This window comes from Nonomuraea sp. NEAU-A123 (assembly GCF_018603905.1).
GTDB lineage: Bacteria > Actinomycetota > Actinomycetes > Streptosporangiales > Streptosporangiaceae > Nonomuraea.
On sequence record NZ_JAHFZZ010000007.1, the window covers coordinates 446,999 to 472,655 of the forward strand.

28 protein-coding genes are annotated in these 25,657 nt (G+C 68.7%); 15 read left to right on the top strand and 13 right to left on the bottom strand.

What is annotated here, in order from left to right:
* Positions 1 to 72: 72 nt before the first annotated feature.
* Positions 73 to 918, top strand: coding sequence for an adenosylcobinamide-GDP ribazoletransferase (locus KLK06_RS24265; RefSeq protein ID WP_214638068.1), 846 nt, complete (start codon positions 73 to 75; stop codon positions 916 to 918).
* Here the strand turns inward: KLK06_RS24265 and KLK06_RS24270 are convergent.
* Together KLK06_RS24270 and KLK06_RS24275 are read right to left on the bottom strand one after the other, a co-directional pair.
* A complete protein-coding gene (locus tag KLK06_RS24270) occupies positions 915 to 1,052 on the bottom strand; it encodes a hypothetical protein (protein WP_214637854.1) in 138 nt (45 codons plus the stop codon). The two genes, KLK06_RS24265 and KLK06_RS24270, sit on opposite strands and share 4 nt — an antisense overlap.
* A gap of 230 nt (positions 1,053 to 1,282) precedes the next feature.
* Positions 1,283 to 1,630 (bottom strand): GntR family transcriptional regulator, encoded by a 348-nt coding sequence (locus KLK06_RS24275; protein WP_214637855.1) that lies wholly within the window; start codon positions 1,628 to 1,630, stop codon positions 1,283 to 1,285.
* A gap of 105 nt (positions 1,631 to 1,735) precedes the next feature.
* Here KLK06_RS24275 and KLK06_RS24280 point away from each other — a divergent pair, with 105 nt between their 5' ends.
* From KLK06_RS24280 to sucB, 3 genes are read left to right on the top strand one after another with little or no spacing between them, the layout of a single operon-like run.
* The gene (locus KLK06_RS24280; protein ID WP_214637856.1) at positions 1,736 to 3,208 is read left to right on the top strand and encodes a leucyl aminopeptidase; all 1,473 of its coding nucleotides are present in this window, start codon (positions 1,736 to 1,738) and stop codon (positions 3,206 to 3,208) included.
* Between the two features lie 51 nt (positions 3,209 to 3,259).
* Positions 3,260 to 4,624: a dihydrolipoyl dehydrogenase gene (gene lpdA, locus KLK06_RS24285; RefSeq protein ID WP_214637857.1), complete on the top strand. Its 1,365-nt coding sequence runs from the start codon at positions 3,260 to 3,262 to the stop codon at positions 4,622 to 4,624.
* A gap of 38 nt (positions 4,625 to 4,662) precedes the next feature.
* Complete coding sequence (gene sucB / locus KLK06_RS24290) at positions 4,663 to 6,162, top strand: 2-oxoglutarate dehydrogenase, E2 component, dihydrolipoamide succinyltransferase (protein ID WP_214637858.1); 1,500 nt, start codon at positions 4,663 to 4,665, stop codon at positions 6,160 to 6,162.
* A 625-nt stretch (positions 6,163 to 6,787) separates the two neighbouring features.
* Here sucB and KLK06_RS24295 read toward each other — a convergent pair.
* Positions 6,788 to 8,002, bottom strand: coding sequence for an MFS transporter (locus KLK06_RS24295; protein ID WP_214637859.1), 1,215 nt, complete (start codon positions 8,000 to 8,002; stop codon positions 6,788 to 6,790).
* An 86-nt stretch (positions 8,003 to 8,088) separates the two neighbouring features.
* Between KLK06_RS24295 and KLK06_RS24300 the strand changes: the two genes are divergently transcribed.
* Positions 8,089 to 8,541: a helix-turn-helix domain-containing protein gene (locus tag KLK06_RS24300; protein WP_214637860.1), complete on the top strand. Its 453-nt coding sequence runs from the start codon at positions 8,089 to 8,091 to the stop codon at positions 8,539 to 8,541.
* 62 nt (positions 8,542 to 8,603) lie between these two features.
* Here KLK06_RS24300 and KLK06_RS24305 read toward each other — a convergent pair whose 3' ends face one another.
* Positions 8,604 to 9,026 carry a MarR family winged helix-turn-helix transcriptional regulator gene (locus tag KLK06_RS24305; RefSeq protein WP_214637861.1) on the bottom strand — a complete coding sequence of 141 codons (423 nt, stop codon included), beginning with the start codon at positions 9,024 to 9,026 and terminating at the stop codon, positions 8,604 to 8,606.
* 65 nt (positions 9,027 to 9,091) lie between these two features.
* Between KLK06_RS24305 and KLK06_RS24310 the strand changes: the two genes are divergently transcribed.
* From KLK06_RS24310 to KLK06_RS24320, 3 genes are read left to right on the top strand one after another with little or no spacing between them, the layout of a single operon-like run.
* Positions 9,092 to 9,895 carry an MBL fold metallo-hydrolase gene (locus tag KLK06_RS24310; protein ID WP_214637862.1) on the top strand — a complete coding sequence of 268 codons (804 nt, stop codon included), beginning with the start codon at positions 9,092 to 9,094 and terminating at the stop codon, positions 9,893 to 9,895.
* Complete coding sequence (locus tag KLK06_RS24315; protein WP_214637863.1) at positions 9,892 to 10,215, top strand: hypothetical protein; 324 nt, start codon at positions 9,892 to 9,894, stop codon at positions 10,213 to 10,215. The genes KLK06_RS24310 and KLK06_RS24315 overlap by 4 nt, the downstream gene beginning before the upstream one ends.
* On the top strand, positions 10,145 to 11,089 hold the full coding sequence (locus KLK06_RS24320; RefSeq protein WP_214637864.1) for an MFS transporter: 945 nt from the start codon (positions 10,145 to 10,147) through the stop codon (positions 11,087 to 11,089). Before KLK06_RS24315 ends, KLK06_RS24320 begins: the two co-directional genes overlap by 71 nt.
* Before the next feature lie 83 nt (positions 11,090 to 11,172).
* Here the strand turns inward: KLK06_RS24320 and tgmC are convergent, their stop codons facing one another.
* The 5 genes from tgmC to KLK06_RS24345 form a co-directional block, all read right to left on the bottom strand.
* Entirely contained in the window at positions 11,173 to 12,309 is a 1,137-nt protein-coding gene (gene tgmC / locus KLK06_RS24325; protein ID WP_214637865.1) for an ATP-grasp peptide maturase system methyltransferase, read from the bottom strand.
* Entirely contained in the window at positions 12,306 to 13,250 is a 945-nt protein-coding gene (gene tgmB, locus KLK06_RS24330) for an ATP-grasp ribosomal peptide maturase (RefSeq protein ID WP_214637866.1), read from the bottom strand. Before tgmB ends, tgmC begins: the two co-directional genes overlap by 4 nt.
* Before the next feature lies 1 nt (position 13,251).
* Positions 13,252 to 13,512: a putative ATP-grasp-modified RiPP gene (gene tgmA, locus KLK06_RS24335; RefSeq protein WP_214637867.1), complete on the bottom strand. Its 261-nt coding sequence runs from the start codon at positions 13,510 to 13,512 to the stop codon at positions 13,252 to 13,254.
* A gap of 220 nt (positions 13,513 to 13,732) precedes the next feature.
* Positions 13,733 to 14,623: an aminoglycoside phosphotransferase family protein gene (locus KLK06_RS24340; RefSeq protein ID WP_214637868.1), complete on the bottom strand. Its 891-nt coding sequence runs from the start codon at positions 14,621 to 14,623 to the stop codon at positions 13,733 to 13,735.
* Positions 14,624 to 14,725: 102 nt separating this feature from the next.
* On the bottom strand, positions 14,726 to 16,108 hold the full coding sequence (locus KLK06_RS24345) for a serine hydrolase (protein WP_214637869.1): 1,383 nt from the start codon (positions 16,106 to 16,108) through the stop codon (positions 14,726 to 14,728).
* A 122-nt stretch (positions 16,109 to 16,230) separates the two neighbouring features.
* On the opposite strand from KLK06_RS24345, the gene KLK06_RS24350 reads away from it, so the two are divergent.
* The gene (locus tag KLK06_RS24350; RefSeq protein ID WP_214637870.1) at positions 16,231 to 16,977 is read left to right on the top strand and encodes a TetR/AcrR family transcriptional regulator; all 747 of its coding nucleotides are present in this window, start codon (positions 16,231 to 16,233) and stop codon (positions 16,975 to 16,977) included.
* A gap of 33 nt (positions 16,978 to 17,010) precedes the next feature.
* Here the strand turns inward: KLK06_RS24350 and KLK06_RS24355 are convergent, their stop codons facing one another.
* Positions 17,011 to 17,658: a TetR/AcrR family transcriptional regulator gene (locus KLK06_RS24355; protein WP_214637871.1), complete on the bottom strand. Its 648-nt coding sequence runs from the start codon at positions 17,656 to 17,658 to the stop codon at positions 17,011 to 17,013.
* 73 nt (positions 17,659 to 17,731) lie between these two features.
* On the opposite strand from KLK06_RS24355, the gene KLK06_RS24360 reads away from it, so the two are divergent.
* Both KLK06_RS24360 and KLK06_RS63115 read left to right on the top strand, forming a co-directional pair.
* Entirely contained in the window at positions 17,732 to 19,261 is a 1,530-nt protein-coding gene (locus KLK06_RS24360; RefSeq protein WP_214637872.1) for an FAD-dependent monooxygenase, read from the top strand.
* 145 nt (positions 19,262 to 19,406) lie between these two features.
* Positions 19,407 to 19,577, top strand: a complete 171-nt coding sequence (locus tag KLK06_RS63115; protein WP_374197147.1) for a hypothetical protein — start codon at positions 19,407 to 19,409, stop codon at positions 19,575 to 19,577.
* Positions 19,578 to 19,742: 165 nt separating this feature from the next.
* Here the strand turns inward: KLK06_RS63115 and KLK06_RS24365 are convergent, their stop codons facing one another.
* From KLK06_RS24365 to KLK06_RS24375, 3 genes are all read right to left on the bottom strand, one after another.
* Complete coding sequence (locus KLK06_RS24365; protein WP_214637873.1) at positions 19,743 to 19,955, bottom strand: hypothetical protein; 213 nt, start codon at positions 19,953 to 19,955, stop codon at positions 19,743 to 19,745.
* Positions 19,956 to 20,041: 86 nt separating this feature from the next.
* Positions 20,042 to 20,245, bottom strand: a complete 204-nt coding sequence (locus KLK06_RS24370; RefSeq protein ID WP_214637874.1) for a hypothetical protein — start codon at positions 20,243 to 20,245, stop codon at positions 20,042 to 20,044.
* A 51-nt stretch (positions 20,246 to 20,296) separates the two neighbouring features.
* On the bottom strand, positions 20,297 to 21,268 hold the full coding sequence (locus KLK06_RS24375; RefSeq protein ID WP_214637875.1) for an alpha/beta hydrolase: 972 nt from the start codon (positions 21,266 to 21,268) through the stop codon (positions 20,297 to 20,299).
* 339 nt (positions 21,269 to 21,607) lie between these two features.
* Between KLK06_RS24375 and KLK06_RS63120 the strand changes: the two genes are divergently transcribed.
* The 4 genes from KLK06_RS63120 to KLK06_RS24395 all read left to right on the top strand — a co-directional run bounded on the left by KLK06_RS63120 (position 21,608) and on the right by KLK06_RS24395 (position 25,654).
* Positions 21,608 to 21,937, top strand: a complete 330-nt coding sequence (locus tag KLK06_RS63120; protein ID WP_374197150.1) for an RICIN domain-containing protein — start codon at positions 21,608 to 21,610, stop codon at positions 21,935 to 21,937.
* A gap of 177 nt (positions 21,938 to 22,114) precedes the next feature.
* The gene (locus KLK06_RS24385) at positions 22,115 to 22,969 is read left to right on the top strand and encodes a hypothetical protein (RefSeq protein ID WP_214637877.1); all 855 of its coding nucleotides are present in this window, start codon (positions 22,115 to 22,117) and stop codon (positions 22,967 to 22,969) included.
* A gap of 152 nt (positions 22,970 to 23,121) precedes the next feature.
* Positions 23,122 to 24,285, top strand: coding sequence for an ROK family protein (locus tag KLK06_RS24390; RefSeq protein ID WP_214637878.1), 1,164 nt, complete (start codon positions 23,122 to 23,124; stop codon positions 24,283 to 24,285).
* Between the two features lie 49 nt (positions 24,286 to 24,334).
* Positions 24,335 to 25,654, top strand: coding sequence for an ABC transporter substrate-binding protein (locus KLK06_RS24395; RefSeq protein ID WP_214637879.1), 1,320 nt, complete (start codon positions 24,335 to 24,337; stop codon positions 25,652 to 25,654).
* The last annotated feature ends 3 nt before the right edge of the window (positions 25,655 to 25,657 follow it).

The following is a 25,657-nucleotide window of genomic DNA, read 5'->3' on the forward strand; positions in this document are numbered from 1 at the left end:
GGGCCCGTAACGTGCGTCTTCTTGGCCCCGGTCCGTGGACGGGCCGACAACCGTGAGGGGGGAATTGGGGTGATGGACGGGACGCGGTTCGCGATCGGGACGCTGAGTGTCTTCCCTGTTCGGGTGACACGCGTCGATCGTGAGGTCGCGGGGCGGGCGATGGTGCTGGCTCCGGCCCTTGGGCTGGTGCTGGGTCTGGTGAGCTGTTTGCCGCTGCTGCTGCCCGGGCCGCCGTTGCTGGGCGCGGGGCTCGCGGTCGGGCTGCTGGCCGTACTGACGCGGGGGCTGCATCTGGACGGGCTGGCGGATCTCGCGGACGGGCTGGGCAGCGGGAAGCCTGCCCCTCAGGCGCTCGACATCATGAAAAAGTCGGATATTGGGCCGTTTGGCGTGATGACGCTGGTGCTGGTGCTGGTCGTCCAGGTGGCCGCGTTGTCCGGGCTCGGGCCGCCCGCCCTGGTGACCGCCTGCGTGACCGGCCGGTTGGCGCTCACCTGGGCCTGCCGGTCAGCCGTCCCCGCCGCCCGTCCCGACGGGCTCGGAGCGCTGGTCGCGGGCACGGTACGCCCAGGCGCCGCCTGGGCGGCCACCGCCACGGCCCTGGCGGCGGCCGCGGCCCTCGGCTCGGCGGCCGACCATGGACTCGGTCTGATGGGGCTCGGCTCCACGGCCAGCCACGGACTCGGCCTGGTGACCGGTGACGGACTCGGCTCGGTGGCCAGCCACGGACTCGGCTCGGTGGCGGGACACCGGATGGTCTACGTGCTCCCTCTCGGCGTGGTCGCCGGGCTCGGGGCGGCACTGCTCCTGCTCCGCCATGCCAGGCGGCGCCTGGGCGGCGTAACGGGTGACGTGCTGGGCGCGCTGGTCGAGACCGCCACGGCCGCCACGCTCACCGTCTGCGCCCTGTTCGGCTAATCGACGCCGCCTGTCGCACGACCGGGGACCGGCCACGCCGGACCGGTCAGCGTGCCCCCGGCGGCGCCGTCCGCCACGACGCCGGTCAGCCGCAGCACGCCGGTCACGGCCAGGGCGACGACCGCGAGCCCCACCAGTACATCCGGCTGAGCCTGCGCTCCATCGCCTTGCCGTGCACCGCGATGCCGAACAGCACCCACCCAGACCACGCACCAGACGGCCACGCTCATGAGGAGGTCGACATCTCGCCGTCGGCCATGAGGCCCCGCCGCCAGTGCGTGGCCAGCGGTTCGGGCAGCCGGTCGCGCACGGCCAGTGGTGCCGCGACCAGCGCGGCGGTGACGATCAGCCCCCACGCGGGGGATCATGGCAGTTCCTCCAGCATCGTGATGAGGTCTTCGCGGCGGTAGCCGAGCCTCATGGCCTCTTCCAGAAGTTCGCGGGCCCGCTGCAGGAGCAGCGCCCGCCCGTCGGCGCGGCCCGCGACACTGACGCCGCGCCCCCGCCTGAACTCCAGCAGTCCCTCATCGCGCAGGTCACGCAGGGCGCGCAGCACCGTGTTGGGGTTGATGCCGAGCGCCTCGGCCAGGTCGCGGGCGGGTGGCAGCCGGTCGCCCGGCGCGTACGAGCCCTCGCCGATGGCACGGCGGATCGCGCCGGCCACCTGCTCGTGCAGGGGACGCGCGTCGTTGAGGTCCAGAGTGAGCAACATGGTGCTAATGACGCTAGCACCAAGTCTTCATGTTTGCGCAAAGGCGATTGGTGGGATGAACCCCTGTTTGTGAGTACCTCGAAACCCTGGATAGCATCGGTTTACGTGACCACTGTGCGGCTGAACTCAGCAGATCCAGTCTCTTTCGACACCGACGCGCTGATCGTCGGGTTCCGGTCCGGCCCCGAAGGCCCTCGCCCTGCCACGGGCGCCGAGTCTCTCGACGCGGCCTTCGGCGGCAGGCTCGCCGCCTCGCTCACCGCCATCGGCTTCTCCGGCAAGCCCGGAGAGCTCGCCAAGGTGCCCGTGTTCGGCGCTCTCGCCGCTCCGCTGCTGGTCGCGGTGGGTCTCGGTGACTCCGCCGACGCTGAGGCGCTGCGCCGCGCCGCGGGCGCCGCCGTACGCTCCCTCGCCGGTACGTCCCGCGCCGCCCTGGTCCTGCCCACCGAATCGGCCGAAGAGGCCGAGGCCGTGGCGCTGGGCGCGCTGCTGGGCGCGTACGGCTTCTCCCGCTACCGCACGAACGGCGAGGCGAAGGAGCCCGTGGGCGACCTCACCGTGCTCTCGAGCGACGGGTCCGACGAGATCGCCGGACGCGCCACCGTGCTGGCCGAGTCGGTCACCCTCGTCCGCGACCTGGTCAACACGCCGCCCTCCGACCTGTGGCCGGCCAAGTTCGCCGAGATCGCCGAGCAGCGGGGCGGCGAGGCCGGGCTGACCGTCGAGGTGCTCGACGACAAGCAGCTCAAGGACGGCGGTTACGGCGGCCTCGTCGGCGTCGGCCAGGGCTCGGCCAACCCGCCGCGCCTGGTCCGCCTCTCCTACACCCACCCCGAGGCCACCAAGACGCTGGCGTTCGTGGGCAAGGGCATCACGTTCGACTCCGGCGGCCTGTCGCTCAAGCCGTCGGCCTCCATGGACTGGATGAAGTCCGACATGGGCGGCGCGGGCGCGGTCCTGGGCGCCCTGATCGGCATCGCCCGGCTCGCCCCGCAGGTGAACGTCGTCGGCTACCTCTGCCTGGCCGAGAACCTCCCCAGCGGCACCGCGCAGCGCCCCTCCGACGTCATCCACAGCTACAGCGGCAAGACCGTCGAGGTGCTCGACACCGACGCCGAAGGCCGCCTGGTCCTCATGGACGGCATCGCGCGCGCCGCCGAGGACTCCCCCGACCTGATCGTCGACGTGGCCACCCTCACCGGCGCGCAGATCGTCGCGCTCGGCTGGCGCACGGCCGGCGTGATGGCCAACGACGACGCGGTGCGCGAGCTGGTCGTCGAGGTGGCGGGGTCCGCGGGCGAGGGCGCCTGGGGCATGCCGCTGCCGGAGGAGCTGCGTAAGGGCCTCGACTCCCCGATCGCGGACATCGCCAACCTCCAGCCCGAACGCTGGGGCAGCATGCTGGCCGCGGGCATTTTCCTGAAGGAGTTCGTGCCCGACGGGGTGCGCTGGGCGCACATCGACATGGCCGGACCCGCGTTCAACAAGGGCGAGCCGCACGGCTACACGCCGAAGGGCGGCACGGGGGCCATCACCCGCACGCTCATCGGACTGGCCGAGCGGCACGCGAGCATCTGAAACAAATGAAAAGATGACGGCATCACGTACACCCCGACAAGGAGCCTGACTGTGGCCTACGACATCGTCGTCCTGGGAGGCGGCAGCGGCGGATACGCCTGCGCGCTACGGGCGGCTGAGCTGGGCAAGACGGTCGCCCTGATCGAGAAGGACAAGATCGGCGGCACCTGCCTGCACAGGGGATGCATCCCCACCAAGGCCTTGCTGCACTCGGCCGAGGTCGCCGACGAGACCCGCGAGAGCGAGGCGTTCGGCGTCAAGGCGCGTTTCGACGGCATCGACGTGCCGGGCGTCCACGCGTTCAAGGACAAGATCGTCACCCGTGCCTGGAAGGGCGTGCAGGGCCTGCTCAAGGGCGCCGGCGTGACGGTCGTCGAAGGCGAGGGCCGCCTGGTCGGTTCGCACCGGATCCAGGTGGGCTCCGAGGTGTACGAGGGGCGCAACATCGTCCTGGCCACCGGTTCCGCGCCCAAGACGCTGCCCGGGCTGGAGATCGACGGCGAGCGGGTCATCACCAGCGAGCACACGCTGAAGATGGACCGCGTGCCCACCTCGGTGATCGTGCTGGGCGGCGGCGTCATCGGCGTCGAGCTGGCCAGCGTCTACCGCTCGTTCGGCGCCGAGGTCACGATCGTCGAGGCGCTGCCCCACCTGCTGCCGACCGAGGAGGAGTCGAGCTCCAAGCTGCTGGAGCGCGCCTTCCGCCGCCGCGGCATCAAGTACGAGCTGGGCGTCTTCTTCGAGGGCGTCAAGACCACCGACACCGGCGTGGTCGTCACGCTCGCCAACGGCAAGACCCTCGACGCCGAGCTGCTACTGGTCGCGGTCGGCCGCGGCGCCGTCTCGGCCGGGATGGGCTTCGAGGAGCAGGGCATCACCGTCGAGCGCGGCGCGGTCGTGGTCGACGAGCACTGCCAGACCTCGGTCTCCGGCGTCTACGCGATCGGCGACCTGATCCCGACCCTCCAGCTGGCCCACGCCGGGTTCGCCGAGGGCATCATGGTGGCCGAGCACATCGCCGGACTCAACCCGCCCGCCATCGACTACGCGGGCGTGCCGCGGATCACCTACTCCGACCCCGAGGTCGCCTCGGTCGGCATCACGTCCGCGCAGGCCGCCGAGCGCGGCATCGAAATCGTCGAACAGGTCTACGACCTGGCGGGCAACCCCAAGAGCCAGATCCTCGGCACCGCGGGCGCCGTCAAGGTCATCGCCCAGAAGGACGGACCCGTCGTGGGCGTTCACATGGTGGGCCGCCGCATCGGCGAGCTCGTGACCGAGGGTCAGCTCATCTACAACTGGGAGGCTCTGCCCGCAGAGGTCGCCCAGCTCATCCACGCACACCCGACCCAGTCCGAGGCCGTCGGTGAGGCGATGCTGGCCCTGGCCGGCAAGCCGTTGCACGTACACAACTAGTCCAAGCCCTCGAGATCAGAACGCGAGAGAAGATAACGATGCCGGTCTCCGTACAGATGCCCCAGCTCGGCGAGAGCGTCACCGAGGGCACGGTAACCCGTTGGCTGAAGAAGGAGGGCGAGCGCGTCGAGGCCGACGAGCCGCTCCTCGAGGTATCGACCGACAAGGTCGACACCGAGATCCCGTCGCCGTCGGCCGGCGTCCTCACCAAGATCGTCGTGGCTGAGGACGAGACCGTCGAGGTCGGCGCGGAGCTCGCCGTCATCGACGAGAACGGCCAGGCCGGCGGCGCCTCGGCGCAGGAGGCCGCCCCGGCCCCCGCCGCGCAGCCCGAGCCGCAGCCGGAGCCCGAGCCCGCCCCGGCTCCCGCACCGGTCTCCTCGATCCCGCAGCCCGCCCCCGCCCAGGCTCAGGCTCAGGCCCCGGCCCCGGCCCCGGCCCCGGCCCCGGCACCGGCCCCCGCGCCGGCTCCGGTGCAGCAGGCCCCGGCCGCTCCGGCGCCCGCTCAGCAGGTGCCGGCCGCCTCCGAGTCGACCCCGCTGCCGTCCTCGGGCGACAGCCCCTACGTGACGCCGCTGGTGCGCAAACTCGCCAACGAGCACGGCGTCGACCTCGACTCGATCACCGGCACCGGTGTGGGCGGTCGCATCCGCAAGCAGGACGTCCTGGAGGCCGCCAAGTCGCAGCGCGAGCAGGCCGCCGCCCCGGCCCCCGCCGCCGCTGCCGCTGCCGCTGCCGCTGCTCCCGCCGCCGCCCCCGCTCAGACCGCGACGGCCCCGGCCGCCGCCCCCGAGCCCGTCGAGGTCGACACCACGCTGCGCGGCCGTACGGAGAAGATGTCGCGGCTGCGGCAGACCATGTCCAAGCGACTGGTCGAGTCGCTGCAGACCGCGGCCCAGCTCACCACGGTCGTCGAGGTCGACGTCACCAAGATCTCCCGACTGCGCGACCAGGCCAAGGCCGACTTCCTGCGCCGCGAGGGCGTCAAGCTGTCGTTCATGCCGTTCTTCGAGATGGCGGCCATCGAGGCGCTCAAGCAGCACCCGAAGCTCAACGCCACGATCAACAACGAGACCATGGAGGTCACCTACTTCGACGTCGAGCACCTGGGCATCGCGGTCGACACCGAGCGCGGCCTGATCGCGGCGGTCATCAAGAACGCCGGCGACCTCAACCTGGCCGGCCTCGCCCGCAAGACCGCCGACCTGGCCGAGCGCACCCGCGCCAACAAGGTGACGCCCGACGAGATCACCGGCGGCACCTTCACGCTGACCAACACCGGCAGCCGCGGCGCCCTGTTCGACACGCCGATCCTGAACCAGCCGCAGGTCGGCATGCTCGGCACCGGCGCGGTCGTGAAGCGTCCCGTCGTGATCGACACCGCTGAGGGCGAGGTCATCGCGGTGCGGTCGATGGTGTACTTGGCGCTGACGTACGACCACCGCCTCGTCGACGGTGCGGACGCGGCCCGCTTCCTGACGACCGTGAAGCGTCGCCTGGAAGAGGGACGCTTCGAGGCCCAGCTGGGTCTCGCGTAGTCCACGCGCGCTAGGGCCGAGGATTGATCGTCTTCCTCGGCCCTAGCCACCCACCCGTCACCCATCTGGGTGGTTGACCATCTGATGCCCGCCCCTCCACAACGGGCTTCACTTTCCGGCGCTTCGCGCTTTCGGAAGCTCAGGCGCTGCTCCCAGTCGGGCCAAAGGCCCGACCCCTGAAGGACCTCGCTCCGCTCGGACGCCCTCCTGAAACGCGGCTCCGCCGCGCGCTTCGCCCAAACCCTCGATCGTTGCCCAGACGGAATGATGTGAGAGGCGGCGACCCTGTCCCAAGCTTCTTGAGGAAGACTCGTGATCAGCCGGCCAAGGCGCCCGCTGAACTCGCTACGCAGCCCCCCCGGCGGCCTTCTGCCATTCGATCTCTTCCCGCACCGGACCCCACCAGCAGCCTCTTGACGATAGGCACCCCGCGGTGGGCTCCCGTCGCTCAGGCAGGCACATCCCACGACGGCCAGTCCACGTCACCCAGCCACACGGGCTGCCAGGTTGGAGTGACGGTCAGCCCGAAAGCAATAGAAGCCCTTCTGAAGTAGCGGGCATGGGAAACGGCTGCAAGGCCGGTCAACGGTGCTTGCTCAGTGCTATGCGCTCGCGCCACCGAGTGTCAGCGGGACGTAGCCGATACGGACGCACTTGGTTGGTGCGCCCGCGGCAGGGCGGTGAAACGTCGGGTCGAGGTGGCGACGAGGAGTCCGAGTGCGGCGTAGGCTGCGCCGAGCAGGCTGGCGGCCGACCATCCCATGGCACTGTAGGCCCAGGTGGTGGTGATCGCACCGAGCGCGGAGCCGAGGGAATAGAAGGCCATGTAGGCGCCGATGACGCTGCTGCTCTGGTCGGGGCGGGCGGTGGTGAGCAGGTGCTGGCTGCTGACGTGAACGGCTTGCACGGCGAAGTCCAGGACGATGACGCCGACGATCAACAGCCACAGCGATGACCCCGCTTGAGCGATCAGCAGCCACGAGGCTGTGAGCAGGGCCAGCGACCAGCCGGTGACCGAGGGCGCTAAGCCCCGGTCGGCCCATCGGCCGGCCCGGGCCGCGCCCAGCGCCCCGGTGAGACCGGCGAGTCCGAACAATCCGATCTCGGCAGTGCCGAAGTGCCACGGCGCGTCGCCTAGCGGGAGGGCCAGTCCGCTCCACAGCGTGCCGAAGGAGGCGAAGAGGAAGAACGCGACCAGTCCGCGACTGAGGAAGAGCCGGTCGCCGACGACCAGACGACCCAGCGATGACAGCAACTGCCCGTATCGGGCTCGGGGGCGGCGGATGTCGGCCTCGAGGGTGAATCGGGCGGCGAGCGCGAGCATCGCGCAAAGCCCGGCGATTACTAGGTAGACCATGCGCCAGTCGGTCAGCTCCCCCAGTGTGCCCGCGACCACCCGCACTCCGAGGATCCCGGTGACCACGCCCGAGGTGACCACTCCGATATTGCGGCCGCGCTCGCCGGTCGGTGAGACGGCGGCGACGTAGGCCACCGTGATCTGGACGACCACGGCGAACAGCCCTGCCAGGGCCAGGCCCGCGATCGCGATGCCACCGCTGGGCGCGGCGGCGGCCACCCCCGCACCTACTGCTGTGAGCAGCAAGTGCACCATGATGAGTCTGCGGCGGTCGAACAGGTCACCGAGCGGGACCAGCAGCACCAGCCCCGCGAGATAGCCGATCTGGCCGGCGGCGACCAACCACCCCAGTGCTCCTTCCCTCAGCCCGAGGTCCTCGCCCGCGGCCTCGAGGACCGGCTGGATGCCGTAAACGGTCGACACCGCCACCGCGCACACCAGCGCGAGCACGGCCCGCTGCCTCCTGGCCAATCCTGATGACATATCACCTTCCAATAAGTTTCAAAATGCAACCTATTTGAGGTTAGGGCATACTGGTTTCATATTGCAACTCATCACGGAGGGGGCCAGTGGACGTCACACTCGCTACAGGAAGCGCCTGGACCGACCCGGCCTGCCCGGTCGCACGGACCGTCGACCTGATAGGCGACCGGTGGAGCCTGCTGATCATCCGCGACGCGATGGACGGGGCGACGACCTTCACCGAGTTCCATCAGCGACTGGGGATCGCCCGCAACATCCTCACCGACCGGCTCCGCAAACTCGTGGAGCACGGCATCCTTGACAAGAGCGCCGCCACCAACAGCAGACGACACACGTACCGGCTCACCGAAGCCGGGCAGGACGTCTTCACGACCATCGTCGCCCTCCGCCAATGGGGCGAGCGCCACGCCTTCGCGCCGGACGAGCCGCACTCCATTCTCGTCGACGACCAAGGGCGGGAGCTTCCCGAACTTCACCCGCTCGGCCAAGACGGCGCGCCGCTCTCCGCCGAGGCGTCGCACGTTCGGAAAACTGCCTGAGCCCAGCCGCGCCAGAACCCGTCCCATCGGGCCCTGCACTCGATGCCCGGAACGACCGCAAGTCAGGAAGTGCGGGCGCGTAGCAGCAGGTCGCGCAGTGTCTCCTGCTCCTGCGGCGACAGATTGGCCAGTGGGGAGTCGCTGGTGAGCAGGTTCAGGAGTTGCTCGCGCAGAGCCTGCCCTTCAGGGGTGAGGACGAGCTGCTTGGCGCGCCGGTCCTGTGGGTGGGCGTGGCGCTCGATCAGGCCGCGCTGCTCCAGCTTGTCGGCGATGAACGTCGCGTTGGACGGCTCGCAGCTCATCCGGTCGGAGAGCTCGCGCAGGGTCATCGGGCCGGTCAGCTCGCGTAGCGCGGTGGCTTGCGGGGCAGTCAGGCCGAGCTTGATGGCCCGCTCGCGCACGTGATCCTCGATCTGCCGGGCCGTGCCGCTCACCAAGCCACACAGGTTGCGCTCCGCTTCCGCGAGCCGCTCCGCCTCGTTCATGGCTCGACTATACATCAAGCTTGAATACTTGCAGTTAGAATAATTCTAGCTATAACGTTCTCCGCATGACCAACGCGACGACCCGCCCCGCGGGCATGCGGACGATCCAGCTCGGCGAACTCAAGGTCAGCTACGTGCCCGACGGCGTGGTGCAACTGCCGGGACTCTCCTGGCTACCGGCGACGACCGAGGAGTTTTGGACAGACCATCCCGAGTACCTCGACGAGGGCGGCAACCTGGTGGCGAGCATCGGCGGGCTGCTGGTGGAGCACCGTGGGCGAGCCCTGTTGATCGACGCCGGGGTGGGGCCGGTGTTCTATCCCGCCGAGCCGGGCAACGCGCACGGCGCCATCCGCGGCGGCGATCTGCTCGACAACCTGGCCAAGCTCGGCCGCAGCCCTGAGCAGATAGAGGCGGTGGCCATCACCCACCTGCACCTCGATCACACCGGCTGGCTGCTGCACGACGCGCGGCCATTCCGCGGCGCCGAGGTCCTGCTGACCGGGCCGGAATGGGCGGCCGACGGCAACCCGGAACTGGCTCCTCAGGTCCGTACCGTTGCCGATGGGGAGGAGATCTTCCCCGGCGTCCGCGCCAGTCTGGTTCCCGGGCACACCCCCGGCCACGCCGCCTACGTGCTCAGCTCCGGCGGTGGGCGGCTGATCGCCTTCGGCGACGCGCTGCACTCTCCGGTCCAGGTCCCCCACCCCGAGCTCTCGGCCGCGCCGGACCACGATCCGGCCGAGTCCGCCGTCTTCCGCCGCCGCCTGGTCGGCGAGCTCGCCGCGCCGGACACGCTCGGCTTCGGCGTCCACTTCGCCGACGTGCAGTTCGGCCACGTGGTCGACGGCGCCTGGAATCCGGCATGAGCGCCGTACGTCACTGGCCGGGCGTCGTCACCGCCTCGCTCACCGCGACCGCGACCGTGATGCCCGGGTTCGCCGTCGGCGCGCTGGCCCCGTCCATCGAGGCCGACCTGCACATCTCGACGACCACCGTGGGCTTGGCGATGAGTGCCTTCTACGGCGCGACCGCGCTGGGCTCGCCACTCGCCAAGCGCGGCCCGGCTGCCGATCCCGGTGACGCTCGCCGCCGCGTCTGTCCTCTCCTCGGCCACCATGCTGCTCGCCGCGCAGGTCACCTCTGCCGCGGCCCTCTTCGCGATCCTGCTGTCGGGCGGGCTGGGTAACGGCCTCGTCCAGCCCGCCGCGAGCCGCTTCATCGCGGAACGCAGCCCGTCCCGCCGCCGCTCGCTGGCGGCCGGGATGGTGGGCGCCGCCCTCGGCGCCGCCACCCTCGTGCCCGGGCTGCTGGTCGCCTTCATCGTCCAGCCGTACGGCTGGCGCGCCGCCCTGATGATCGCCGCGCTGCTGGCACTGGTTCCCGCGGCGCTGGCACCGCTCGCCAGAGGAGGCCCATCCGCGCAGGCCGCCCAGCCCCTCAAGGCCGCGCAGCCCCGCACGCTGGTGCTCTGGGCCATTGCCGCCGGGCTGTCGGCCGCCGGCAACAACGCCGTGGCTTCCTACTTCGTCCAACTTGGCACCCACGCCGGGCTGGCGACGGAGATCACCGGCAACCTGCTGGCCATGAGCGCGGTCATCGCCATCGTCGTACGGCTGATCGCTGGGGCGCTCAGCGACCGTGCGCCGCGGCACAACCCGGCAGTGATCACCGCGATGATGCTGTCGGGCGGCGTCGGGCTGGCACTGATCGCGATCGGGAGCCCGGCAACGTTCCTGGTCGGCGCCGTTCTGGCCTTCTCGGCCGGATGGGGTTGGACCGGGTTGCTGCTGGCCACTGCGATTCGGCTGCTGCCCGGGCGGGCCGAGAACGCCGGGCACCTCGTCCAGGTCGGCCTCTACTCCGGCGCTACCGTCGCGCCGTTCGGCTTCAGCGCCCTGGCGGCCGCGCTGGGCTTCACCGGCGCCGCCCTGGTGGCCGCTGCCGCCGCTCTCGCCGCCGCAGCCCTCATCGCCACCGGCGCGTCCCTGCATCGGGATCTCAGGTGGTTCAGCGCAGGCGGCACGCAGGGCGTCGGCCGGGCCGTGAGCCGGGAGACATAGCAGCAGCGCAGGTGAAGTGCTCGCGCGGCAAGATGAGCCTCGGGCTTATTAACGCCAAGCAGCCCGCAGTACGCTCCCGTCGCTCAGGCGGGCAGATTCCACGACGGCCCGTCGATGTCACCCAGCCATACGCGCTGCCAGCTTGGGGTCGCGGTCAGCCCGAAGCCAGACTGATGGGGCGAGCCCGCACCCTGCCATATCTCGATCGCATCTTCCACAGCGTCCCAGAGACGCAACGGCCCATGCTGGCATACGGTCCACCCCTCTCCTTCGACCTTACGGGTGGCGGCCTGTGAACCGGTGCCGACATCCACGAGAATCGTCTCATCGCCCGATCCCACCCGCTGAGCCGATGGCGCGGCCAACTGCGCCACGAACAAGCCCGTCTCGTCATCGAGGATATTGGGGTCGATTCTGCTCTGCCGTGGCTCTCCTCGTGGCATAAGAGTGGACGACAAGGGATGGGGAAGGTGCGCGCGTGCGGCCATGAAGTAAAGATCATCGCCGAGAAAGCGCCCGCTGGCATTACCCATGTCATCGAGCGTCAGATGAGCGAACGCGGTGCCGCCCATCCATCCCCAAAGCGGGGCGGTAACAGTCCCACCATTACGCACTTGCCACAGCCATGGGATGGGGATGTAGCGCACGGAACAGGTGGCGATCAGTCGATCGTATTCGGCGTTCTTCTCATAACCAGCGAGCCCGTCCCCTACCACCAATGTGGGTGCGCATCCCGCGGCGGTGATCGCGGCACGAGCGCGAGCGGCGACGACCGGGTCATACTCGATCGAGGTCACCGCGCCATCGCCGAGCCGGTGACACATCAGCGCCGTTGAATAACCGGTTCCCGTCCCGATTTCCAAGATCTTCTCACCCGGGCCGACGCTTGACGCTGCCAACATCTTCACTACGAGAGTGGGCATCGTGGACGAGGAGGTGGGAGTACCCCAGATCCGGCCGGCTGCCTCATCCGCCATGAGCCCATTGACCTGAGTCACCCACGTCTCATCTTGGTAGACAAGACGCAGCCACTCACTTGCGCTTACGTCCTCGCGCCGGATGACCTTCCATTGATCCCCACGTCCCGTACCCCGGAAGACCGCCTCGCCGAGGAACAGTTCTCGCGGTACGGACGCTACGGCGTCGCGCCACGCCGAGTCCTTGAGACGATCGGCGAGAGCACGCCGCAATGACAGAGCCGCGTCACTCGGAATGCTCATGCTGAGTCCTTCAGGAGCAGGTCGGCGATGGCGGCTGCGATAGGCAAGCCGGTATGGTCCTCGATCCACCCCCATTGGCCGTTGGGGTTACATTCGAGAAAAACTGGACCGTCATCCGTAAGCGCGAAATCGAATGCACCAAAACGCAATCGGAAGGCCTTCAGGAAGGACAGGCATCTCTCGGACAGGTCGGATGGCGACTCGATCACCGCGTAGGAGATCCGGTCATAGTCTGCTCGCCAGTCCAAGAGGTCGGAGTGTATCTGAACACAGAATATTTGTTCCCCTACCACGGTGACACGAAGGTCGGCCGTCTTATTCACACACGCCTGAAAGAGATGCGGAGCGTGCCTGACGGTCTCATTCAAGTCGGCCGGATCGACGGCCGTCGTCCAAATGGTACATAGACTGCCATTGGACTCCATGAAAGACGTGCCTCGTACTGGCTTGTAGATGATCGGCCCGTACTCGGCAGCGAAGGTACGGGCATCATCCAGCTGATTCGTGATAAGGGTGGCAGGCACCGTAAATCCCACCCGTTGAGCTACAAGGAGTTGTAGCGGCTTCTGCTCAGCCTCGGCAAGCACCAATGGGTGGCTCAGGTATGGGCAGGGCAGGGACGCCAATACTCCGCCAAGCCCGAACCGGGCCTCCGTGCCGGAAAATCGTTCAACCTGGCAGGTGCTGCCTGTGCGATAGGGGGTGGGCCGCCGATAGTAAACGGCCCGCACCCGTTTCAGATTGATATGCCGCGTTGGCGCGGCCAGGTAACCCCATGACGAACCGTCTGCGAACACAGTCGAGAGCGTAGCCTTCTCCGGGAAGTCTACCCCTGGATCAAACCGGGCGACTTGCGCTCCACTTGCGACCAAATGACCGATAACCATGTCCGCAGATGAGTCCTCCAGACGAGTGAGGACCAGAACGACGCCATCATTCATATCAATCGTTGTCGTAGTCGGGAATCTCTGTTTCGTCGGGGGTGGCGGGATTTTCCCCATCCCCGCCCCCGGTCTTTTCTTTCTTCTTCGTCTCCTTGTTGGTACCGTGCCTGCCCGCCTCGATCGGGTCCCCTCCGGGCCCTATGTAGATGGCCTGCTGAGACACCGGGTCGAGATGAACGGCAGTGTACGACAGGGGCGATGCGGGAGCCAGAGGGCTCAAGCGAGTCAGCCCCCACGGCCGGTTGCGACTTTCGTCCATATTTCACTTGCCCTTCGCAAGCCCTTTGCAGCGCAATTCGAGCTTTACCATACTCTCATCGAGCCGATCCGAGCAGGCCTCTTGGCGAAAGCAAGGACAGCCAAAGCGCGATCTTCTCTCGCCATGCAGATAGCACGCTCAGACCATCGCTTCTCGGTCAAAAGACAATAGACATCTCGCACGCAGATCGCCATTTGCCCGATGACCGTCCGGGCCATCCTTAGCTGGATGCCAGAACACGATCGAGCGCCGTCCGGCCGACGGGTCCCCATGTCGGCTGGCCGCCTGGCAGGCCACGTTCCCAGGCCTGGCCGATGCCGATGAGGCCGACGCCGACGTGGACAGCCCACCCTCGTGCGCGCCGGATCATTGCCTCGTCCACGTTTTCGTACGCGTCGAAGAATCGTGTGGCCGCGCCTTCGGGAAGGATCAGCCACGCGGCCGCGAGATCTGTCGCCGGGTCGCCGGCGCAGAGCTCACCGAAGTCGATCACGCCGGAAATCGTTCCGCCCGAGACGACGACGTTCGCAGGATGAAGGTCGGCGTGCAGCCATACCGGCGGGCCCTCCCAATCGGGAGCCGAAAGCGCCTCGTCCCAGACGGCTCGGACATCGGTGACGGCGATTCTGGACGCAACGGCTTCGACTCTCCTGTCGAACTCGTGCGTGAACGTTCTGAACGGGAAACTGCGGATCGGGTTGGCCGGTGCCTCGGTGGGCGCATTCAGATGGAGGGCTCGCAAGAAGCCCGCCAATATGTCGGCTGTGTGGTGGCCGTGACTGATCGGGGCGCGGTCACCTGGTTCGCCGGGAACCCATGTCACCACGGTCCACGGCCACGGGAAGCATGCGGACGGTTCACCGATCCGAAAAGGGGTCGGCACCGGGAGTGGAAGGCGCGGGGCCAGGACAGGAAGCCACAGTTGCTCGTTGCGAAGACCGGGAGAAGCGTGTGCCCTGCGCGGCAGGCGCACGGCCAGCTCGTCACCGAGACGCCACAGTTGGTTGGACCAACCAATGGTTCCCTGATGGAGGCCCAGTTCTACAAGGTCCGGGTGCTGCTCGTGCAGCAGGGATCGCACCAATTTCTCATCGATCTCGAACCCGTCCATGTAGTGGAGTCTCTACGCCTGGTGGTGTCGATGATGAGAAACGTCCCTTGAGTTTCTCGGCCCCGGGCGACCGGCGACCCTCGCGCCAGGGCCGCGCCTCCGTCAGGCGATCTTCGGTGCCGCCCGCATGCCGAAATACACGTAAGGCGTGCCGTCCGGAAGCGTCCCGAACACCAGTGGCAGCCACGGCGCGCTGACGGGACCGATGCCCGGCATCGCGAGCACCGTGTCGGACACCGCCACCAGGTCGGCCTCCATCGGCGGTGAGTAGTCGGCCATCGCGCCGGTCAGCTGCAACCGCAGGCGCGGCACACCGTCCCGCTCGCCGATCGTGAGGCGGACACCTTCGCGTTCGTACGTGCCCGCGAGCGCGGCGACACCGACCGGCCGCGGTTCCGCGGCGGGAGCGAAGACGTCGGGCATCCGCACCCCGGCCAGCTCACCGAGCAGCTCCTGGAACAGGTCGACGAACAGACCGGTCGCGCCGCCGCCATTGGTCAGCAGCGCGGCGACGACGCCACTGCCAGGCACGACACGGAGGTACGAGAACTGCCCGCCCGCGGCGCCGTCGTGACCGTAGCCGGCGACACCGTCCCAGTCGTACAGCGCCCACCCATGGCCCCATCCGTCCGCCATGAACGACCATCCGTCCAGGCAGTCGACGACACGTCGCCGCATCGCCGCCGCCGACTCGGCGGACAGCAGGCGCCTGCCGTCGGGCGCGGTACCGCCGTCGAGATGCATCCGCGCGAAGCGGACGACGTCGGCGGCGGTGATGAGGACGCGCCCGTACGGCCCGGCCGCGCGCGGCAACATGTCCCACACAGGCGCCGGCTCTGGGTCCCTTCCCAGCTCGCCGAGATGGCTCATCGCCACCCGGAACCGCAGCGCCTCCTCCGGCAAGGTCATCGAATGCTCGAGACCGAGCGGCGCCAGCAACCGGTCGCGCAACGCGTCGTCCCAGGTCTGACCGGTGATCACCTCCACGATTCGGCCGAGAATCGCGTACCCGGTGCTGCAGTAGGAGACGACGGTCCCCGGCGGGCAGTCCTGCCCCACGCTCGCGCACGCCGCCACGTAGCGGGCGAGGCAGTCGTCCCCACGGCCGCTGTCGTGGGGGAAGTCCCCGGCGATCCCGCTGGTATGGCTGAGTAGCTGCCCAATCGTCACGCTCTTCGTGACCTTGTCATCGGCGAGCGTGAAGCCCGGCAGGACGTCGGCGACCCTGCTGTCAAGCCGCAGCTCACCGGAGTCGACGAGCTGCATCACCAGCGTCGCCGTGTACACCTTGGCGATCGAACCGGACTGGAACACCGAGTCCGTGGTCACCTCCACGCCGGTCCCTCGGTGCAGCACCCCGCTGGCCAGCTCATGGATCCTCCCGCCGGCCAGCACCGCCAGGGCGGCCCCCGGCACGTGATGGGCGGCGCGCAGCTCATCAAGCCTCGTTTGCCAGCGGTGGGCGTCGAATGGCGATGACGGCATGAAGACGACTCCTTTCCCATAAAGCGCCGTACAGTGTGCGGCACTCCGCACACTGTACGGATACTGAACATCGTTGGGCAAGCCGTACACTGTTCGGCAGGGATCGTCGTGAGGGAGAACGCATGCCGGCCGACAGACAGCCGTATCCGTCGGTGTGGGCTCGTCCGCAGCGGCGACGATCTGAGCAGCCGCCGCTGAGCCGGGAGCAGATCGTGTCCGCGGCACTCGAACTGCTGGATGCCGAAGGCATCGACGCCCTGAGCATGCGCAAGCTCGGCATCCGCCTGAGCGCCGGGGCTACGTCGATGTACACGCACGTGGCCAACAAGGACGAACTGCTCGAGCTGCTCGTCGACCAGGTCTACGGCGAGGTCGAGGTGCCGGCCGCCGACGATCCGGCGGGCTGGCGGGCGGCCATCACCCGCTACGCCCACAGCCTGCGGGCCACGGTCCTGCGCCACCCCTGGATCGTCTCCGTGCTCGGCGAGACGGGCGTGGCCTATCTGGGGCCGAACGTGATGCGGCAGAACGAGGCCATCCTCGCCGCGTTCGAGCAGGGGGGCTTCACCCTGGAAGCGGCCGATCGGGCCCTGAACACAGTTGTGGCCTACGTCATCGGGATCTCGACCAGCGAGGCCGCCTGGTTGACCACACTCGCCCGCAGCGGCCGAAGCGAGCAGGAATGGGCCGACAGTTTGTGGCCGGCCGCCGAACAGGCCGTACGGGACTACCCTCGGCTGCGAAAGCTGTACGCCGCCCAGCGAAACCAGAACTTGAGCGCCGCCCGCGACGACGAGTTCGCCGGCGGACTCGAATGCGTCCTTCATGGCCTGGCCGCTCGCTTCTCCCCCGCGGACGGTTTGTCCTAGCCGAGCACAGTCCCTATTTGAGGACGAGGCCGATCACGCCGAGGTCGTCGGCGGGGCCCTGGGCACCCCCAGCAGCGGCAGCCACACCTCGTCCACGATCTCGACGATCGACTCCTCCGGCACCGCGCGCATCGTCATGAACATGTCGTGGCGCAACAGGTCCAACGGCAGGTTCACCACGCGGGACGAACGCGGCACGTCGGGCAGCTCGCCGCGCTCGACCGCACGGGCGACGATCATCTCGAAGGGGGTCGCCTGGCCCGGCGCGATGAGGGTGTCGCGTAGCTCGCTGAGGCTGGTGCCGGTGTCGCGGAAGTAGTCCACCAACTGCACGCTCATCAACGTGATCATGCCTGCCCGGTCAGCGTCGGCGTTGTGCAGGAAGCCGATCGCGTCATCGCGGAGGCTGCCGGTGTCGGGCACCGCGATCGGCTGCCAGAACTTGGTGAGAGTGGCCAGCAGCAGGTCGTCGCGCTGCGGCCAGCGCCGGTAGAGCACAGGACGGCTCGTACCGGCGCGGGCGGCGACCGCCTCGTAAGTGAAACCGTGATATCCGTGCTCGACCAGCACGTCCCAGGCGGCGTCGAGAATCGCGTCCTCGAGTTCGGGGCCGCGTCGACGGGATGCGCCGCCGTCGCGGGTCGTGCCGCCGTCGCGGGTCCGCCCATGCTTACGATCCACTTGCGTATCTTATCGCGGTGACCTACGGTGTCCACCGTTAGATACAGTCGCGTATCTTAAGGAGGCATCAGCGATGTTCGACGTCATCATCGTCGGCGGGGGACCCACCGGCCTCTTTCTCGCCTGCGAGCTCCGCCTCGCGGGCGTCCGGCCTCTGGTGTTGGAACGACGGCCGGAACCAGACCTGGCAGACAAGGCACACGGCCTCGCCGGCCAGGTCGTACGACTGCTGGACAACCGTGGCCTCTTCGAACGCTGCGGGGGCCGAGGAGCACCGGCGCCCGCGCCTGGGTTCTTCTTCGGCGGGATGCCGCTGCCGCTGCACGTGCTCGGCAAGGAGAACCCGATGTATCTCCTGCCGGTCAACCAGCGCGATCTTGAACATGTGCTCAACGAACGCGCGGCGGAACTCGGCGCGGATGTCCGACGAGGTTGGGACGTGCTGTCCTTCAGCCAGACCGATGACCAGGTCGACGTCGTGGCACGCGGTTCGGACGGAACCGAGATGACATTGACCGCCCGATACCTCGTCGGCTGCGACGGCGGCCACAGCCTGATTCGGAAGCAGGCGGGAATCGCCTTCCCCGGCATCAGCGACGACAACGTCGTCGACCGGACGGCCCTGATCGGGCCGAGCGACCGCTTCCGGTTCGCGCCGGGGGGACGGGTCGCGATCGATGGCCTCGGCGAGATCCCGGCGGTGTTCCACCGTACGGAGCGGGGCCTTTTCACCCTCCTCGGGCACGATCCGGAGCGGCCGCTGGTCAACACGGCCGAATGGGAAGATCACCCGGCAGGCGACTTCCCGGGCCCTGGTGCGCCGATGACGCCGGCCGAGATGGAGGAGAGCATCGAACGGGTCCTCGGAGCGCGCCTGCCCCTGGCTCCGCCGCCCGAGGGCGCGCCCACCATGCTTCGCCGCATGTGCGGCCGGAACTCCCGGCTCGCTGACCGCTACCGCGACGGTCGGGTCTTCATCGCCGGCGACGCCGCACAGGTCAGCCACGGGCCGACCCTGAATCTGGCGCTCCAAGACGCGGCCAACCTGGCCTGGAAACTCGGTGCAACAGTGCAGGGATGGGCCCCAGAAGGCCTACTGGACAGCTACGAAACCGAACGCCACGCGAGCGGCGAACGCGTGCTCATGCACACCCAGGCCGCGACCGCTCTGACGGCACCCGGAGGCGACGTCACCGCACTACGCCGGCTCTTCGCGGAACTCCTCGACCGCACCGAGAACACGCACATGGTCGCCGCCCTGGTAGCGGGCGCCGATGTCCGCTACGACATGGGCGAGGAACACCCCGCCGCGCCCACCGGCTGGTTCGTACCACCCATCAACCTGACCACCGACGACGGACGCGAACGCCGCCTCGCCGAGCTCCTGCGCGACGGCCGCCCCCTGCTCCTTGACCTCACCGGCGGGAACGACCTCGCCGCCACCGCAGAGCCCTGGAACGACCAAGTGCACCGCGTGACCGCGACCGCCGACGACGCCCCCGCACCCGCATTGCTCATCCGCCCCGACGGCTACGTCGCCTGGGCCGGTGCGGACCCCGACAGCCTGAAGACAGCCCTCACCCGCTGGTTCAGCCCGGGCTGACGCCCCGACCCGCGAACCGGCGCGGACGCGGACCCGCCGCTACCTCGAAGGCGCGACGCCGCGTTCCATCCGCTGTCTCAACCGGCCTCGCTCGGCCGGAAGCCGCTCGACCGGAAGCCGCCCGGCCGGAAGCCGAGGGCGAGTTGTGCGGCCGGTTGCCGGGGCGGTCCGGCCGGTCGCCGACGAGCGCCTGCTGCGACACACGCACTGCGCGGCCGGCCAGACAGCCACCGTGCTGCGCGAGCACCGCGGCGACGGCCACTTGGCCACGCTGCGGCCGCGAGCGTGCTGCGTCCTGAGAACGTCGCCGAGGTAGGTCCGTCAGCTTGGGGTTGCCCTCGTACTCAGCACCTGCCGCGCGTTCCCCGACTGACGTCGAGGTCGGCCTGCACGTCATCTCACCGTCCTCGAGGTCGAGACGCAAAAGAAGGCGGGCCCGCCCCCGGAGTAGCGGGAGGCGGGCCCGTTCGCATGGCGGGTGCTAGTAGGGGAAGACCGGGTACCCGTGGTAGCCGCCGCCGACGCAGGTGCGTCCGGTCGGGCTCAGCCAGTCGGGAACAACTACGCCACCGGAGAACACGCACGTGGCAACGGTGATGTACTCACGGGCGGCGGCCTGAGCCGTCGCGGCGAAGCCGAGTGTCAGCGCGCCCGCGGCGGCTACGGAGATGAGGGTGACTACCAGACGACGCATGTGGACTCCTATTACATAGAGTTACCGAATCATTACTGATAGTTTCCTCTGAGGTTGCGTGCCAAACGGCGGCGGGCCATTCACGATCACACGACTTGGCCGTGACATCCGCCCAGATTCGGCGCGCGCTCGACGGAGCCGTCGAGCTGGGGGGCCGTCGAGGTGATGTACGCGGCGTCGGACGCCAGGCCGCGCAGCGGGTTCGGCGGTGCCACGGCAGAGGTGCCGTCGTCCGGCAGTTCGGCGATGGCCCCCGACCCGCTGGCGGTGTCCGTGAAGGCGCGGTGCACGGGAGAACCGCAGTGGGCTGCGACTTGCGGTCCTGTTCGGGTGCTTCCTTGTCAGCGCTGGTGGAGCGCGGTGCGCAGGGTGGCCGCGGCCATGGTGATGGCGGCCTCGGCGGCGTGGGTCTCGCGCAGTGCGTTGACCATGACGAAGTCGTGGATGATGGCCTGGAAGCGTACGGCGGTGACCGGGACGCCCGCCTTGCGGAGCTTGTTGGCGTAGGCCTCGCCCTCGTCGCGCAGTACGTCGGCCTCGCCGGTGATGACCAGGGCCGGGGGCAGGCCGGTGAGCTGATCGGCGGTGGCCCGCAGCGGGGAGGCGGTGATCTCGGCGCGCTGGGCCTCGTCGGTGGTGTACTGGTCCCAGAACCACTGCATGCCGTCACGGCGGAGGTAGTAGCCCGTGGCGAACTGGTGGTAGGAGCCGGTGTCGAAGTTCGCGTCGGTGACCGGGTAGAACAGGACCTGCTGGAGCAAGGGGATGTCGCCGCGTTCCTTGGCCATCAGGGTCAGCGCGGCGGTCATGTTGCCGCCGACGGAGTCTCCGGCCACGGCCAGGCGGGAGCCGTCCAGGCCCTTGGACGCGCCCTGCTGGACGATCCATTGGGCGACGGCGTAGTTCTGCTCGATGGCGACCGGGTAGCGGGCCTCGGGAGACAGGTCGTACTCGGGGAAGACCACGGCGGCGTCCGCGCCGACGGCGAGCTCACGTACCAGCCGGTCGTGGGTGTGGGCGTTGCCGAACACCCAGCCCGCGCCGTGGATGTAGAGGATCACCGGCAGCGTGCCCTCGGCCCCGGCCGGCTTGACGATGCGGGCCCGGACGCCGCCCGTCGGACCGCCCGCGACGGTGATCCACTCCTCGTCGACGTTCGGCTTGTCGATCTCGCCGGACTGTACCTCGTCGAGCGCCTTGCGGCCTTCGGCCGGCGGCAGCTCGAACAGGTACGGCGGATTGGCGGTGGCTTGCACGAAGGCCGCTGCCGCCGGCTCCAGGACCGGCTGAACAGGCTGGACGGCATCGGACATGTGGTTCTCCTCAGATGTGTCACCGTGTGATGCGCCGGTCTCCCCTGCGGAGACGGCCCCGGACCATGGGCAGAGACCTCCGACGCCATGCGATTCCACCCTCCCCGTTAAACCGGATATAGGCAGCAAACAGGGCATAAAACTCTGCCCTAGCAGGGGGGCTGGTCATGCTCTGGACGTTTCCGAAGACGCCCCCTGAACGGTGAACGGCAGGCAGGTTCGATCAGCTGGCACGTCGAGCCCTTCAACGGCGGCACGGCCGACGGCACCTCAATAGTGCTGATGGACTGAGGTCAAACCTGGCACGGCTTCGCACCCGTCAGCACGGGGGACAACTCGATCCGTAACTCCAGCGGCAAGTGCCTCAGCCTGGCCAACACCCAGAACCCGACCCCTGTCGGCACCCGGCTGGTGCTGCGGAGCTGCGTCAACTTCGCCGCAGGTGATCAGCAATGGACCTTCGTCGCACTGCGGCCCGGTGCCCCTGACGGCGTATGGTTCCTCCGGCAACACTCCGGCTCGTGGTGCGTGGGCCCGGCCAACGACAGCACAGCCTTCGGCGCCCAGTTGGTCACGCAGAACTGCGCCTTTGGCCCCACACAGCAGTGGCTGCTGGAGGGCTTGCCGCGCACGTTCGGCTTCTCCTACGACGATGGAACGACCCCCTGACCGGCCAGGGATCGGACGATCGGTCGTCTACCTGCGCGTACTGACGAACACGAGCATGAGCGCGCCGCGATGCCGGTCGAAGGCATCGCGGCGCTTCGTGAGTGAGTGAATGAGTTCCGGTTCTCAGGCAGGTCTACCGCAGGTCTAGCCTGGCGATGATCAAGCCGAGGAGGTCTCTTGCGTAGGACGATCGGGTGCCTGCTGCTGACGCTGCTCCTGGCCTCCTGCAACTGGTCCGACCGTGTTTCGCCCGGCGCGTTCGAATGGCGTGCTCGAGCGATGGCGACGCGCTGGCAGGGCTCCCCGATCGACCAGGCGTGGCGCGGGGGCTTCGTCCCGTTGGCGGGGCTCGACGTCGTGCCGCGGTGGGAGCGCATACCCGCCTGGGCAGCTCTGAGCCTGCACAACGGCGCATGGGACCTGGACTCCGAGTTACCCGCGGACTCTCCGGCCCGCATGCCGCTGCATTGGCCGGACGGCTCGGTCTCCGAGGTGCCGCTCATCACCGCTGCGACGGCGTACGCGCGGCTCAGCAAGCCGGCCGACTTCATCGACGAGGAGTGCCCGCGCAAGGGCTGCCGTCGGCTCCGGATGACCGGCGTCGAGCTTGGGGAGGCGGCGCTGGCCACCAGCCGGGGCACGATCCGGGTGCCTGCCTGGCACTTCACGGCCAAGGGGATCAAGGAGAGGTTCGTCGTGGTGGCCGTTGATCCCTTGGCCGCGACCCCGCGTCCCCGTGCGGCGAAGGGGGGCCGCGAAGAGGTGCGGGCCTTCGACCCCATGCCTGGCGATCCCAACGAGCTGGTTGTCACGTACGGGTACGGCAGTTGTGACCACGTGCACGGGACCCGGGCCTACGAGACCGACGACGTGGTGGTCGTGGACGTGGACGAGGAGGGCACCGGCGGCATGTGCAACCTGATGCTCCTGCTCGGCCGGGCGACCGTCACGCTCACGCGGCCGCTCGGCGATCGCGTCGTGCTCGACTCCGGTAGTGGGCTACCGGTCCTGCGGGGCCGCAGCGTGCCTTAGCGCTTCCAGGGCGGACGAGGCCGACCAGCCGCGATCACCCATGAGCGCGCTCCTCGATTCTCTTGCGATGGCCTCTTGACGTGGGCCGATGTGCATGGGGTACATTCCTCGACAATAGTCTGGGAAGTTCCCAGATAGTAAGGGAGTCCCAAGTGGAACAGCGCGGGGGAAGCCCTCAGCTGCTGCGCCGGATCAACGACCGCGCGGCGCTGCTGGCTCTGCTCGATCGAGGCCCGCTGACCCGATTGGAGCTGGATTCGCACATCGGCCTGTCGAAACCGGCGACAGCCGACCTCCTGCTCCGGCTGGAGAAGAGTGGTCACGTACGGCGGGCTGGGCTCCGGGAGGGCGGTAAGGGGCCGCGCGCGCAACTCTGGGCGGTCAACGGCGCGCTGGCCTATGTGGCGGCGGTCGACCTCACCCCGCGCACGCTGGACATCGCGGTGTCCGACATCTGCGGGGAGATCGTCGCCGAGCACCGATACCGTCCCGTCGAGGAGACGGACCTCGATGTCGATGACCTGTGCCGTGCGGTCTCCGTCGCCGCCGCCGAGGTGGGTCTGACCACCGGGCAACTGCACAAGGTCGTCGTGGGAGTGCCCGGTTCTGTGGACGCGCGCACCGGGCACCTGGGCTTCGCCCCGCACCTGCCGCCGTGGCAGGGCTTCGACGTCCTGGATCGGCTGTCCGGATCGCTCGCCACGTCGGTGGCCGTCGAGAACGACGTCAACCTGGTCGCCCTCGACGAGATGGCGGTCGGCCAAGCCGTCGGGGTCGACGACTTCGTACTGATCTGGATGGGGCGAGGGATCGGCGCCGCGGTGGTCTCGGGCGGGCGGTTGTTACGGGGCTCCTCCGGTGGCGCCGGCGAGATCGACTGGATGCCCTGCCCGCCCTCCGGCGTAACCGGCGGCCGGCGAATCGGCGACGTGCTCGGCATCAAGGCGGTCCTGGAGCTGGCCCACGCGCACGGGCTCGCCGGAGACGATCTGGAGAAGCTGCTCGCGGAGGATCTCGGCACGGACCCTGTCGCCCGGTCGGCCTTTCTCCATGACCTGGCCCGCCGGGTGGCGCTGGCCGTGGCAGGTGTGGTGTCCGTGGTCGATCCCGAGCTGGTGGTCCTCACCGGCGATATCGGCCGGGCCGGCGGCAGCGTCCTGTGCGGCCTGGTCACCGAGGAACTGGGCGAACTCGTCCTTCCCCGGCCGAAGATTCAACCCAGCCTGCTGACCGGTAACCCGGTTCGCTCAGGCGCGCTGCGGCTGGCATTGGCCGGAGCGCGCGAAGAGGTGTTCACAGTAATCCCGACCCCTTGACCTGACCATGGCGGCGGGTCAGCAGTTTCACCCCCCTTGGAGGGTTTCGATGCGACGAATCGGTGTCGCGGCGGCGTGTGCGGCATTCGCGCTCTTGGCGAGCGCGTGTGGCCCGGAGACGAGCTCATCGGGTACGGCCAATGCGCCGAGCGCCGACGAGAAGGTCTCCCTCAGCGTCTGGAGCAAGTTCAGCGGTCGTGAGCTGGGTGTGCTCCAGAAGGTGCTGGACGGCTTCCAGGCCAAGCACCCGAACATCACTGTCAAGAACCAGGGAAGCCAGGACGACGACAAGGTCGCCCAGGCGATCAGAGGAGGAAACCCTCCGGACGTCGCCATCTCCTTCTCCACCGACAACATCGGCCAGTTCTGTTCCGGCGGCGCCTGGCAGGACCTCAAGGCCTACATCTCCCGCGACAAGGTGGACCTGAACCAGCTTCCCGCCGCCACCCGCGCGTACACCGAATTCAAGGGCACGCGCTGCGCGATGCCGCTGCTCGCCGACGTCTACGGCCTCTACTACAACAAGGCGATGTTCGCCAAGGCCGGCCTCAGCGGGCCCCCGAAGACGATGTCGGAGCTGTTCGAGTACGCCAAGAAGCTGACGGTGCTCAATCCCGACGGGTCCATCAAGGTCGCCGGCTTCGTGCCCACGATCGGCTTCTACGCCAACCATGTGCAGATGTGGGCGTCGAGCTGGGGCGCCCAGTGGGCGGGCCAGGACGGAAAGTCCGCTCTCGGCACCGACCCTCAGTGGCAGGCGATGCTCGAGTGGGCGAAGAAGTTCACCGACTTCTACGGGCGCGACAAACTGGCGAAGTTCACGGCCGGGCTCGGCCAGGAGTACTCACCTGACCATGCCTTTGAAAAGGGGCAGATCGCCATGGCGATGGACGGTGAGTTCCGCACCGCCTTCATCGAGGCCGAAGCGCCCAAGCTGGACTACGCCACGGCTCCGTTCCCGGTCGCGGACAACAAGCCCGACCTGTACGGGGGTGGCTACACCACAGGCACGATCATCGGCATTCCCAAGGGCGCCAAGAACGCCGGCGCCGGCTGGGAACTGGTCAAGTATCTGTCGACGGATCCCGGTGCTCTGCAGGAGCTCGCCCATGGCCTCAAGAACGTCCCGTCCACGGTCCCCGCGCTGCAGGACCCGACGTTGCAGAAGGACGTCCACTTCAAGACCTTCCTCGACATCTTCGCCAACCCCAACCTGGCCACGAACCCGGCCAGCGCGAACGGCGGCGCCTACCTCAAGTCCGCCGAGGACTTCTCCATCTCCTATCAGAGCGGTGGCGTCACCGACCTGAAGGCGGGACTGGCCAAGACGGGCACGCAGATCGACGCCGACGCGCAACTCGGCAGCTGAGCC